The organism is Actinomycetospora sp. CA-084318, from assembly GCF_050955885.1.
Lineage (GTDB): Bacteria > Actinomycetota > Actinomycetes > Mycobacteriales > Pseudonocardiaceae > Actinomycetospora.
This window is the reverse complement of the sequence record NZ_CP192098.1, coordinates 2,903,845-2,915,781: the sequence shown is the minus strand read 5'-3', so window position 1 is coordinate 2,915,781 and position 11,937 is coordinate 2,903,845. Positions and strand designations below refer to the sequence as shown.

The following is an 11,937-nucleotide window of genomic DNA, read 5'->3' as shown; positions in this document are numbered from 1 at the left end:
GATCAGACCTGCTTGCCGGTGGTGTCCGCGCGCGCCTTCGAGGGCTGCACCCGCTTCGGCTCGCCGGGCATCTTGGGGTACTCGGGCGGGTAGGGCAGGTCGCCGAGGCCGTGGTCGCGCTGGTCGCGCTCCACCCACTCCAGCACCGTCTCCAGCCCGGCGGGCTCGTCGTGCAGACCGGCGTGGACGTCGCCGCGCTCCGCGTACAGGCCGGGCGCGGTGAGCACGGTGAAGTCGTCGGGCTCGGCGTCGGGCAGGTCCGCCCAGGTCAACGGGAACGAGACCGTCGCCCGCGGCGTGCCGCGCACCGACCACGCGGACGCGATCGTGCGGTCGCGGGCGGCCTGGTTGAAGTCGAGGAAGACGCGCTCGCCCCGCTCCTCCTTCCACCAGTCGACGGTGGCCGCGTCCGGGAGTCGCCGGCAGACCTCGCGGCCGATCGCGATGACGCAGCGGCGGACCGCGACGAAGTCCCACTCGGCCCGGATCGGGACCGTCACGTGGATGCCGCGGCCGCCGGAGGTCTTCGGCCAGCCCACGAGTCCGGCGTCGGTGAGGACCTCCCGCAACGTGGCCGCGACGACCGCGGCGTCGGCGAAGTCGGTGCCCGGCTGCGGGTCGAGGTCGATCCGCAGCTCGTCCGGGGCGTCGACCTGCGGGCGGCGGACCGGCCAGGGGTGGAAGTCGAACGTGCCGAGGTTCGCGGCCCAGGCCAGGACGGCGGGCTCGGTCGGGCAGAGCACGTCGGCGGCGCGGCCGGAGGGGAAGCGGACCTGCACGGTCTCCACGTAGTCGGGCGCGCCCTTGGCCAGCCGCTTCTGGTAGAAGAACTCGCCGGTCACGCCGTCGACGAACCGCTTGAGGTGGGTCGGCCGGTCCCGGAGGACCCCGAGCAGGGGCCCGGCGACCGCGACGTAGTACTCGACGACCTGCCGCTTGGTGATCCCCGGCTCCGGGAAGTAGACCTTGTCGGGGTTCGAGACGCGCACCTCGCGCCCACCGACCTCGAGCTCCACCGCCGCCGACCGCGCCACGGCCGCGCAGGTTACCGTGACCGGCATGACGGCTGGGCGAGCGGAGCGACGGGCATGACCTGGGCTGCTCGTCCGGATCCGGCCCGCCGATTCCACGACGACCTCGTCGGCCTCGACCCCGAGGACCCGGAGGCGCGCGCCTTCGCCGAGCACCTCGACCGCATGGAGCGGGTGCGCCCCATGTTCACCGTCGAGGGCGAGCTCAACGGCGTGCGCGACTTCGCGGAGTCGGCCAACCGCAGCGGCGGCCTGCAGCGCTGGGCCGCGTGGCTGCTCGTGGTGCTGGTCCTGCTCGGCGCGGGCTACGTCATCTACGGCGTCCTGGAGTTCGTGCTGAGCACCTACCTCGGTGGATGAGCCGTATTAGCCTGGACGCATGAGCAGTGCGATCGGCAAGCCGAAGGTCGAGAAGTCCGACGCCGAGTGGCGGGAGCAGCTCTCGCCCGAGGAGTACCACGTCCTGCGCCAGGCCGGTACCGAGCGCCCCTTCACCGGGGAGTACGACGAGACGTTCACCGAGGGCGTCTACCACTGCCGGGCCTGTGACGCGGAGCTGTTCCGCTCCGAGACCAAGTTCGCCAGCCACTGCGGGTGGCCGTCGTTCTACGCGCCGTCGGGCGACGACAACGTCATCCTGCGCGAGGACTCGTCGATGGGGATGCGGCGCGTCGAGGTGCTGTGCGGGACCTGCCACTCGCACCTCGGCCACGTCTTCCACGGCGAGGGCTACGGCACCCCCACCGACGACCGCTACTGCATGAACTCGGTGTCGCTGCGCCTCGAGCCGAAGGCCTGAGTCACTCCGTCCCGCTGACGCCGGGGATCCGGTCGGAGCGGAACGCCTCGACGAAGCGCCGGTGGTCGTCCCGGACCACCTGCGCGTAGGCGTGCGCGAACCCGACGAGGTCGGCGACGAACTCGTCCTCGCGGCCCGCCACCACCTCCAGCACGGCGTCCTCGACCTGGAACCCGACGAGGTCGGCGTCCTCGGCGTCTCGGTCGGCCACGGCGTGCGCCCGCGCCGTGGCGTGGCCGAGGTACCCGAGGACCTGCTCCACGTCGTCGGGCTCGGTGACGTCGTCCCACTCCAGGTCCGCCTCGTAGGGCGAGAGCTCGGAGACGACGTAGCCGACGCCGCGCAGTTCGGTCCAGCCCAGCAGCCGGTCGGCGTGGGCCTGCAGCGCCCGCTGGGACACCGCGGTCCGCTGCCCGTGGTGCACGAACGCCGAGGCGATGCGCTCGTCGGTGACCACGCGGCTCGGCGCCGCCACCACGGCCTGCTTCATGCTGATGACGACGTCGTTGTCGAGGGCCTCGTTGAACCCCTCGATGAGCACGTTGTAGGCGGGCAGCCCGGCGCTGCCGATCCCGAAGCCGCTGCGCCCGACGACGTCGACGACCTCGTAGGCCACGTCGGAGAGCCGCTTGTCGGCCGGGATGGTGTCCAGGTAGCGCCCGAACGCCTCGACCACCTCGGCGCGCTCGCCGTCGTCGAGGCGCCGGACGCCGGGGCCGGAGCGGAAGACGCGGTCGTCGCCCTCGATCTCGGTGACCCGCGCGAGCAGCGCCTCGCGGCTCGACTCCCGCGAGCGCTGCAGGGCGTCCCGGACGGCGCCGTCGACGCCGGAGCGCCGCAGCGCGTGGGAGAGCTCGCCGGCGTTGCCGTGGAACGACCGCAGCGCGGCCAGGTAGGCCCGCACGTACGTCGTGACCAGCGCCGACACCGTCTCGTCGGAGAACGCCTTCGACCAGCCCAGCAGCGCCGCGCTCGCCACGAGCCGGCGCAGGTCCCAGGTGAAGGCGCCGAGGTAGGCCTCGTCGAAGTCGTTGAGCGCGAACACGAGCGCCCCGTCGCCGTCCATGTAGGTGCCGAAGTTCTCGGCGTGCAGGTCGCCCTGGATCCACACCCGCGAGGTCCGCTCGTCGGCCCACGGGTCGTCGAGCCGGACGACGTCGGCGTAGAACAGGCAGGCGCTGCCCCGGTAGAACGCGAACGGGTCGGCCGCCATCTTGCGGAACTTCGACCGGAAGGCGGCGGGGCTCGCCGCCATGAGGTCGGCGAACGCGTCGGTGAGGGTGTCGACGATGAAGCCGGTGCGGGCCTCGTCGTCATCGGTCCCGAGGGCGGACAGGTCGGCGTGCTCGGTCTCGGCAGGCGCGGTCTCGGCAGGCGCGGTCTCGGCGTGCTGGGTCACCGCGCCATCCTGTCGCGCCCGATCGGTCCCGGGTACTCCCTATTGTCCGCCGGAGATCCGCAGGGTCTGGCCCGTCATCCAGCCGCTCTCCGGCGAGGCGAGGAAGCGGACCAGGGGCGTGATGTCCTCCGGCTCGCCGTAGCGGCCCATCGGCCACGAGATCGGCGCGAGGTCGTTGTCGTAGTGCTTGCCGTTCTCGGCCGACATGTCGCTCGTGGTGCCACCGGGGGCGATCGCGTTGATCGTGATGCCCCGCGGCACGAGGTCGAGCGCGAGGACCTTGACCATCGCCTCGACGGCGGCCTTCGACCCGGCGTAGAGCGCGTGCCCCGGGACCGGGGTGGAGGCGGCGATCGAGGAGGTGCACACGATGCGCCCGCCCGGTCCCATGTGCGCGGCGGCGGCCTGGACCGCGAGCAGCTGACCGCGGGTGTTGACCGCGAAGACGTGGTCGAACTCCTCGGGCGTGATCGTGCCGAGCGCGCCGAAGTGCTCGATGCCGGCGTTGGACACCAGCACGTCGATCCCGCCGAGCAGCTCGGCCGCGCGGTCCATGAGCGCGGTGATTGCGGCCGGGTCGGCCATGTCGGCCCCCACGGCGTGGGCCTCCCCACCCGCGTCGGTGATCTCGGCGACGACCGCGTCGGCGGCCTCGGCGTTGCGGCCGTAGCCGACGACCACGCGGGCGCCCTCCGCGGCGAGCGCGAGCGCCTCGGCGCGGCCGATGCCGCGGCTCGCCCCGGTGACGACGGCCCGGGTGCCGGCGACGAGCCCGCTCACGAGAGGGCGAGCAGCGCGCCCGGCTCCACCCGGGGGCCGGTGAAGAACGGGATCTCCTCCCGCACGTGCCGGCGGGCCTCGGTGGCCCGCAGGTCGCGCATCAGGTCGACGATCCGGTCGAGCTGGTCGGCCTCGAAGGCCAGGATCCACTCGTAGTCGCCGAGCGCGAAGGCGGGCACGGTGTTGGCGCGGACGTCGGCGTAGCCGCGGGCGGCCTTGCCGTGGTCGGCCAGCATCTGGCGGCGCTCGGCGTCGGGCAGCAGGTACCAGTCGAGCGAGCGGACGAACGGGTAGAGGCAGAGGTAGCCCTTCGGCTCCTCACCCGCGATGAACGCCGGGACGTGGCTCTTGTTGAACTCCGCCGGGCGGTGCAGGGCGGTGTTCGACCACACCGGCTCCGAGGCCCGCCCGAGCGTGGTGCGGCGCAGCGCGGTGTAGGTGGCCTGCAGCGCCTCGACGTCCTGCGCGTGCGTCCAGACCATCCAGTCGGCATCGGCGCGCATGCCCGCGAGGTCGTACACCCCGCGCACGACGACGCCCTTGGACTCCTGCTCGTCGATCGCCGCGGCGAACTCCTCGGCGGCGGTGCGCCGGTCGTCGGGGAGCTTCGCCTGGTCGGTGCGGAACACCGACCACATGGCGTAGCGGATCGTCGAGTTCAGCTCGTCGTAGTTCAGCCTGGCCACGGTCCCCATCGTGCCACGCAGCCGTGAGGGGAGGAGCCGAGCGCTCTCACGGCGCCAGGGTTCCCCTCGCGCCGGAAGACAGGTGCTCGACGATCCGCGCGGCGGCCGCGTCCCCGGTCGCGAGACAGGCCGGCACCCCGACCCCGTGCAGCGTCGCGCCGGCCACCGCGAGCCCCGCCGGCAGCGCCTCGAGGCGGGCCACCCGCCCGGCGTGGTCGACGGCGTACTGCGGCAGGCCGCCGCCCCAGCGCGCGACCACCGTCTCGAGCGGCTCGGCGGTCAGGCCGAGCAGCTCGGCGAGGTCGGAGCGGGCGGCGGCGACCAGTTCGGCGTCGTCGCGCTGCAGCGCCTCGGGCTCCCCGTACCGCCCGATCGACGCCCGGACCACGACCGCCTCGGAGCCCACGAGGTGCGGCCACTTCACCGACGACACCGTGACCGCCTTGATCGTCCACGGCGTCCCGTCCGGGCGCCGCTCCCCCGAGCCGATCAGCACCCCCGAGCGCGTGCCGAGGTCGGTGTCCGCGGGGAGGGCGAGCGCGACGACGGCGGACGACGCCAGCTCGATCCCCCCGGCCGCGGCCGACGCGTCCGGCGCGACGTCGGCGAGCAGTCGGCGCAGCGCGGGCGCGGGCACGGCGAGCACCACCCCGTCGGCGTCGAGGGTCTCGATCCCCGCCGGGCCCGCCACGACGACCCGCCACCCGGCCCCGCGGCGTTCCAGGGCCGTCGCGGTGCGGGCGAGCCGCACGTCCGCGCGGGCGGCGACGGCGAGGGCGGGCGGGAGGTCGGCGAGGGAGGTGCGCAGCGTCCCGAAGACCGGCGCGGGCGGCGTGGTGCCGGCGGGCAGCGCGCTGCGGGCGGCCGCTACCAGCGACGACGGGTCGCGGTCGAGCGCCGCGGCCAGCGCGGGCACGGTGGCGCGCACGCCGAGCGCGTCCGCGCGCCCGGAGTACACCCCGCCGAGCAGCGGGTCGACGAGCCGGTCGGCCACCTCGTCGCCGAGCCGGGCCCGGACGAGCCCGCCGACGCTGTCGTCCCCGGACCAGGCGACCGGCCCGAGCTCCGCGTCGGCCGCCAGCGCGGCGCGCCCCGCGGCGGACAGCAGGGCGCCGACGGCGGGCGGGTCGGCCGGCACGCCCATCACGGTCCGCGGGGGCATGGCGTGGGTGGCGCCACCCGCCCGCAGCCCCGAGGAGGCGCCGGAGGGGTGCACGAGGTCGTCGGCGAGCCCGAGCTCGACGAGCCGGTCGGACGCCTCCGGACGCCGGGCGAGGAACGCCTCGGCCCCGACGTCCACCCGCAGCCCGCCGAGGTCGACGGCGGCGAGCTTGCCACCCAGCACCCGCGCGGACTCGAGAACCGTGATCGTCGCGGCGTCGCCCAGCGTGGTGCGCAGCCGGTGCGCGGCCGCGAGACCGCTCACCCCGCCGCCCACCACGACGACGTGCGGCGCGGCCGCCGCGGGGCTCACGCGCGCACGGGCAGGGAGTGCACCGTCTCGACGACGCGCAGCAGCGCGTCCGGGTCGGTCTCGGGCAGCACCCCGTGGCCCAGGTTGAACACGTGCGCGGGCGCCGCGTGGCCCTCCGCGACGATCCGGCGGACCTCGGCGTCGACGACCTCCGGGCCCGCGAACAGGACCGCCGGGTCGAGGTTGCCCTGCAGGACCTTCCCCGGCGCGCGGCGGGCGGCGGCGTCCAGCGGCACCCGCCAGTCGACGCCGACGACGTCGGCGCCCGCCTCGCCCATGGCGCCGAGCAGTTCCCCGGTGCCCACCCCGAAGTGGGTGCGCGGGACGCCCGCGTCGGCGAGGCCCTCCAGGACCTTCGTCGAGTGCGGCAGGACGAGCCGGCGGTAGTCGCGCTCGGAGAGGGCGCCGGCCCAGGAGTCGAAGAGCTGCACCGCGTCCACCCCCGCCTCGACCTGCACCCGCAGGAAGGTCAGCGTGAGGTCGGCGAGGTGGTCGAGCAGCGCGTGCCAGGTCCCGGGCTCGGCGTGCATGAGCGCCTTCGTCCGCTCGTGGTTGCGGCTGGGGCCGCCCTCGACGAGGTAGGAGGCGAGCGTGAAGGGGGCGCCCGCGAAGCCGATGAGCGGCGTCGCGCCGAGCTCGCCGGTGAGCAGCCGCACCGTCTCGGCCACCGGCTCCGCCTGGGCGGCGTCGAGCCTCGGCAGCGCCGCCACGTCGGCCGCGGTGCGCACCGGGGCGTCGATCACCGGGCCGGTGCCGGCCACGATGTCCACCCCGATCCCGGCGACCTTGAGCGGTACCACGATGTCGGAGAACAGGATCGCGGCGTCCACCCCGTAGCGGCGCACCGGCTGCAGCGTGATCTCGCAGGCGAGGTCGGGCGTCAGGCAGGACTCGAGCATGCCGGTGCCCTGCCGGACGCGCCGATACTCCGGCAGCGAGCGGCCCGCCTGGCGCTGGAACCAGACCGGCACGTGCTCCGGCGTCCTGCCCCGCGCCGCCGTCAGGAAGGCCGATCCGGGCAGGTCGCGCCGGCGGCCGGCCGGGCCCGTCGGGGCGCCCGGGGCGCCGGGGTTCGGGTCGGGCTGCGTCGGCGCGCTCATGGTGGCTCCAGTCTGCCAGCCTGCGGCGACGCCCGTCCGGTCGGCGTGGCGGCCGCCCGGCGCGTCGGCCTCCCGCCCGGAGCGCGGGCGACCTACGCTCCCGCAGGTGACGGCACCCGCGACCGCCCCCGAGACGTTCCGCCGGGCCGTGGAGTCGCTCGCCGCTCTGCGCCCCCGCCCCGAGATCGAGCTGGCCGAGATGCGCCCGCCGCAGCGCCTGGCGCCGTGGTCGGCCGCCTGGAGCGCCGAGGTCGTCTCCCCCACCGCCCCGGGCGAACCGGAGCCCGAGGTCCTCGTCACGGGGCGGCTGGTGCTGCTGCACGACCCGGAGGGCCAGGAGGCCTGGGACGGCACGCTGCGCCTGGTCACCTTCGTCCGCGCCGAGCTCGACCCCGAGCACGCGAACGACCCGATGCTCCCCGAGGTGGCGTGGTCCTGGCTGACCGGCGCGCTCGAGGAGTCCGGCGCCGCGGCGACCGCCGTCGGCGGCACCGTCACGCAGACCTCGTCGGTGCGCTTCGGCGACATCTCCGGCCCCGCGCAGGTCTGCGACCTCGAACTGCGGGCGTCGTGGACCCCGGTGCTCCCCGACGACGCGGCGGACGACGCGGCCGACCTCACCGACCACGGCGGCGCCTTCACCACGGTGCTCGCCACGGCGGCGGGGCTGCCCCCGGTCGGGGTCGCGACTTTCGGCGCCCGCCGCCTCGGCTGACCGACCCCACCCGCCCCACCGGCCTCACCCGTCATCGGCACGTGCATCCGCCGGTGCGTTCGGGGAGTGGCGCGCGCGGGTGTGCGCGTTCGAGACGACGACGGTTCTGACGTCTCAAGTCGGGACCCGATGCGGTTCACCATTCAGCGAACTCTCAGCACTTTCCCGGTACCACTGGTGCCGATTCGAGCATTTCCGCAGGTCGTCCCGCGCGCGCGGGCACTGCGGAGGGCGGGTGAACGCCCAGCAGCGAGCGGGTCACGGGCCGGACTCCGAACGCGGTCGTCGTGTTGCGTCCGTTACTCGGATGAGATTGGACCGATGAGCGCAAGGGTGCTGCGGCGATCGGAGCCTTTGGCGACGCTGCGTCACATTGACTACACAGAGTGTCACTGACAGCACACGGAGAGTACGAGGGTCACACCAAGGAGTGACCGTGGAGCCGTAACGGGCGAAACTCCACCGAGCGAAGTTGGCCCTAATGCTCTCGTTAACTCGCCAGGGGGGATATGTTCTCTCGCGACGCACTTCCTCGGCCGTTCGGCGGCGCGGTCGGCGACCGGGGTTCCTGGTGTGTCCGTCGGGGGGCAAGACCGACTTCAGGGAGGTAGTTGACGTGGCTACCGTGGGCCCAGGCATGGCACTTCGCGGCGTCGCGAGTGGCCTGCTGCCACCGGCCATGGTCCCGCATCCGCGGGAGGAGATGTTCTCGGTGCTGGTGGTCGACGACCACCCGCTGTTGCGCGAGGCGATCGCGCAACGACTCACCTCGATGGGCGCGGGCACCGTCCACGAGGCGGCCTCGATCTCCGAGGCCAGGACCCGAGCACTCGCCTCCGGCCCGTGTGACCTCGCGATCCTCGACCTCGGTCTCCCGGACGGTTCCGGGCTCGACCTGATCGCGGAGCTGCGGGCGCAGGGCTGGAACCGCGTGGTGGTGCTGGCCGCATCGGACGACCCGTCCGCGGTGCGGGCGGCGTTCCAGGCGGGGGCGCAGGCCTATCTGCTCAAGTCCGCCTCGCCGGGCATCGTCACCGACGGCGTGCGGCGCGTGCTGGAGGGCGGCCTCTACGCCGACCCCTCGGTCGCCCCGCTGCTCGCCGCGGGCACCCGGGTGCCGGCGACCGACAACACCCCGCGGGAGCTCTCGGCCCGCGAGGTCGAGGTGCTGCAGCTGGTGGCCGACGGCCGGTCGAACAAGGAGATCGGGGAGGCGTTGAGCCTCTCGGCCCTCACGGTCAAGAGCCACCTCTCCCGCATCGGTCGCAAGCTCGGCACGGGCGACCGGGCCCAGATGGTCGCGCTGGCGATGCGAGCCGGCGTCATCCGCTGAGCACCGCACCGACCCCGGAGCCGCTCGGCGGGGGCGAGGAGCCCGGTGAGGACATCACCGAACTCCTCGCCCCCGCCGAGGGCGTTCCCGAGCTGATCACCGATCGGGACCGTCTCTCGGCGCTCGCCGACGACCTGGCCGCGGGCAGCGGTCCGGTCGCCGTCGACGCCGAGCGGGCCTCCGGCTTCCGCTACTCCGCCCGGGCCTACCTGGTGCAGCTGCGCCGGGAGGGCGCCGGGAGCGCGCTCGTCGACCCCATCGCCCTCGACGGCGACCTCGCCGTGCTCGGCGACGCCCTGCGCGGCGTGGAGTGGGTGCTCCACGCCGCGTCGCAGGACCTGCCGTGCCTCGCCGAGGTCGGCATGCGGCCCGACGCGCTCTTCGACACCGAACTGGCCGGCCGCCTCGCGGGCTACCCGCGCGTCGGGCTCGGCCCCCTCGCCGAACGGCTGCTCGGCGTGCGCCTGCGCAAGGGCTACGGCGCCGCGGACTGGTCGACGCGACCCTTCCCCGACGACTGGCTGGTCTACGCCGCGCTCGACGTCGAGCTCCTCGTCGCGATGCGCGACCTGCTCGCCGCCGACCTCGAGCGGCAGGGCAAGGCCGAGTGGGCCCGCCAGGAGTTCGAGGCCGTGCGCCTCGCCGGGCCCCCGCCCCGCCGCGCCGAGCCGTGGCGTCGCACGTCCGGGATGCACAAGGTGCGCCGGCCGCGTCAGCTCGCGGTGGTGCGTGCGCTCTGGGAGTCCCGTGACGAGCTCGCCGAGTCCCGCGACGTCGCGCCCGGGCGGCTCCTGCCCGACGCCGCGATCGTCGACGCCGCCCTGCGCGAGCCCGCGGACAAGGCGGCGCTCACCGAGATGCCCGTCTTCAAGGGCAGCCGCCAGCGCCGCCTCGCCGACCGCTGGTGGCGCGCGGTGCGGACCGGCCGCGGCCTGCCGGCCGACGAGCTGCCCGACCCCTCCCCCGCCGGCGACGGCCCGCCCCCGGTCAACCGCTGGGCGGACAAGGACCCGGACGCCGCGGCGCGGCTCACGGCCGCCCGCGCCCACCTGGCGGCGCTGGCCGAGCAGTGGGACACACCGGTGGAGAACCTGCTCCAGCCCGACCTCGTGCGCCGGCTCTGCTGGACCCCGCCGGCCCCGGCGGACGCGGAGGCCGTCGACGCCTTCCTGACGACGGGCGGTGCCCGACCCTGGCAGCGCGAGCTCGCCCTGGACGGGCTGGTCGCCGCCCTGGCCGAGACCGCCCCGGCACCCGCGGACCCACCCGCCGTCCGGAACGGGGCCCCGGGGAACGGGTCGGACGAGGACCCCGAGGGGACCCGTCGGTCACCGCGGCGGCGCCGGCGGCGCAGCACGAGCGCGGGCGGGACGCCGGCTCAGGTCGGGACGGTCACGCCGGTGTTCAGCGACCCCGAGACCTGACCGGGGAGCCCGACCCGCACGGAGAGACCGCCGCCGTCGACCGGTTCGGCGGACACGGTGCCCCCGTGGGCCCGGACCACCGCGCGCACGATCGACAGCCCGAGCCCGGAGCCGGGACCGACCCGGTCGGCGCCGCGGCGGAAGGGCTCGAAGAGGTCGGGGACCCGGGCCGGGTCGAGCACCGGGCCCGAGGAGCTCACGACGAGGTCGACCCGCCCGTCCACGCTGTCGGTGGTGACGGTGATCCAGCCGCCGTCGACGTTGTGCCGGACCGCGTTCTCGACGAGGTTCCCGACGACCCGCTCGAGCAGGGCCGCGTCGCCGACCACCACCGCGTCGGCGCCGGGACGGACCTCGACCCGCAGCCCGCGACCCTCCACCTCCGCGCGAACCGCGTCGAGCGCGCCGCGTGCGGCGAGGTCGAGGTCGACCGGCTCGTCGCCGTCGGACGCCCGCCGCGGCGCGGCCTCGGTGCGCGCGAGCAGGAGCAGGCCGTCGACGAGCCCCTCGGCGCGCTTCGTGGCGTCGCGCAGCACGGCGGCCATGCGGCGCAGCTCGTCGACGTCGGCGTCGGGATCGGCCAGCGTCACGTCGATCTCGGTGCGCAGCACCGCCAGCGGGGTGCGCAGCTCGTGGCTGGCGTTGGCGACGAAGCGGCGCTGCGCGTCGAACGCGGCCTGCAGCCGGTCGAGCATCTCGTCGAAGGTGTCGGCGAGCTCGGCGACCTCGTCGCGCGGGCCCTCGAGATCGATCCGCGCGTCGAGCGACTCGGCGGAGAGCCGGCGGGCGGTGGCGGTCACGTCGTGCACCGGCCGCAGGACGTGGCCGGTCAGCACCCACGACACCACGGCCGCGGCCAGCACCACGAGCGCGAACGCGATCGAGCCGACCTGCAGCACCTCCGACCGGGCACTGTGACCGAGCGCGGCGGCGATCTCCCCCGCCGGGACGGAGACGCCGTCGACGAGCACGGGCGTCCCGGGGGCCAGGGTCGGGAGGCTGGCGGCGACCTCGCCGACGAGCATCCAGCCCAGCCAGAGGAGCAGGGCGCTCACGGCGGCGACGAGCCCGGTCGCGAGCAGTGTCAGCCGGACCCGCAGCCCGGGTCCCCGACGGCGGCGGGCCCGCGCGGGGCGCGCGGCGCTCCGGTCATCGCGACGCAACACGGTCACGGAGCCTACGACCGCCGGGGCAGC

11 protein-coding genes and 1 pseudogene are annotated in these 11,937 nt (G+C 75.2%); 5 read left to right on the top strand and 7 right to left on the bottom strand.

All coding sequences use genetic code 11. From position 1 onward, the window contains the following. Positions 1–2: 2 nt before the first annotated feature. Positions 3–1,061, bottom strand: a complete 1,059-nt coding sequence (gene ligD / locus ACQPYX_RS14155; protein ID WP_433803534.1) for a non-homologous end-joining DNA ligase — start codon at positions 1,059–1,061, stop codon at positions 3–5. A gap of 27 nt (positions 1,062–1,088) precedes the next feature. Here ligD and ACQPYX_RS14150 point away from each other — a divergent pair, with 27 nt between their 5' ends. Both ACQPYX_RS14150 and msrB read left to right on the top strand, forming a co-directional pair. Further along, a complete protein-coding gene (locus tag ACQPYX_RS14150; protein WP_230753057.1) occupies positions 1,089–1,391 on the top strand; it encodes a hypothetical protein in 303 nt (100 codons plus the stop codon). Positions 1,392–1,410: 19 nt separating this feature from the next. Then, the gene (msrB, locus tag ACQPYX_RS14145) at positions 1,411–1,830 is read left to right on the top strand and encodes a peptide-methionine (R)-S-oxide reductase MsrB (protein WP_230753053.1); all 420 of its coding nucleotides are present in this window, start codon (positions 1,411–1,413) and stop codon (positions 1,828–1,830) included. A 1-nt stretch (position 1,831) separates the two neighbouring features. On the opposite strand, the gene ACQPYX_RS14140 is transcribed toward msrB, so the two are convergent. The 5 genes from ACQPYX_RS14140 to hemE form a co-directional block, all read right to left on the bottom strand. After that, positions 1,832–3,166, bottom strand: a complete 1,335-nt coding sequence (locus tag ACQPYX_RS14140; RefSeq protein WP_433803720.1) for a DUF2252 domain-containing protein — start codon at positions 3,164–3,166, stop codon at positions 1,832–1,834. A gap of 102 nt (positions 3,167–3,268) precedes the next feature. Next, the gene (locus tag ACQPYX_RS14135; RefSeq protein ID WP_433803533.1) at positions 3,269–4,009 is read right to left on the bottom strand and encodes an SDR family oxidoreductase; all 741 of its coding nucleotides are present in this window, start codon (positions 4,007–4,009) and stop codon (positions 3,269–3,271) included. Then, positions 4,006–4,695 carry a hydrogen peroxide-dependent heme synthase gene (gene hemQ / locus ACQPYX_RS14130; RefSeq protein WP_433803532.1) on the bottom strand — a complete coding sequence of 230 codons (690 nt, stop codon included), beginning with the start codon at positions 4,693–4,695 and terminating at the stop codon, positions 4,006–4,008. Before hemQ ends, ACQPYX_RS14135 begins: the two co-directional genes overlap by 4 nt. A gap of 46 nt (positions 4,696–4,741) precedes the next feature. Beyond that, complete coding sequence (hemG, locus tag ACQPYX_RS14125; RefSeq protein WP_433803531.1) at positions 4,742–6,169, bottom strand: protoporphyrinogen oxidase; 1,428 nt, start codon at positions 6,167–6,169, stop codon at positions 4,742–4,744. Beyond that, the gene (hemE, locus tag ACQPYX_RS14120; RefSeq protein WP_433803530.1) at positions 6,166–7,269 is read right to left on the bottom strand and encodes a uroporphyrinogen decarboxylase; all 1,104 of its coding nucleotides are present in this window, start codon (positions 7,267–7,269) and stop codon (positions 6,166–6,168) included. The genes hemG and hemE overlap by 4 nt, the downstream gene beginning before the upstream one ends. Positions 7,270–7,375: 106 nt before the next feature. Between hemE and ACQPYX_RS14115 the strand changes: the two genes are divergently transcribed. From ACQPYX_RS14115 to ACQPYX_RS14105, 3 genes and pseudogenes are all read left to right on the top strand, one after another. Beyond that, complete coding sequence (locus ACQPYX_RS14115) at positions 7,376–7,984, top strand: DUF3000 domain-containing protein (RefSeq protein ID WP_433803529.1); 609 nt, start codon at positions 7,376–7,378, stop codon at positions 7,982–7,984. A gap of 637 nt (positions 7,985–8,621) precedes the next feature. Beyond that, a complete protein-coding gene (locus tag ACQPYX_RS14110; protein WP_372460436.1) occupies positions 8,622–9,317 on the top strand; it encodes a response regulator in 696 nt (231 codons plus the stop codon). A gap of 53 nt (positions 9,318–9,370) precedes the next feature. Beyond that, positions 9,371–10,564: pseudogene (locus ACQPYX_RS14105) on the top strand (HRDC domain-containing protein); the annotation flags it as partial. A gap of 131 nt (positions 10,565–10,695) precedes the next feature. Here ACQPYX_RS14105 and ACQPYX_RS14100 read toward each other — a convergent pair. Continuing rightward, positions 10,696–11,913, bottom strand: coding sequence for a sensor histidine kinase (locus ACQPYX_RS14100; RefSeq protein WP_433803528.1), 1,218 nt, complete (start codon positions 11,911–11,913; stop codon positions 10,696–10,698). Between the last annotated feature and the right edge of the window lie 24 nt (positions 11,914–11,937).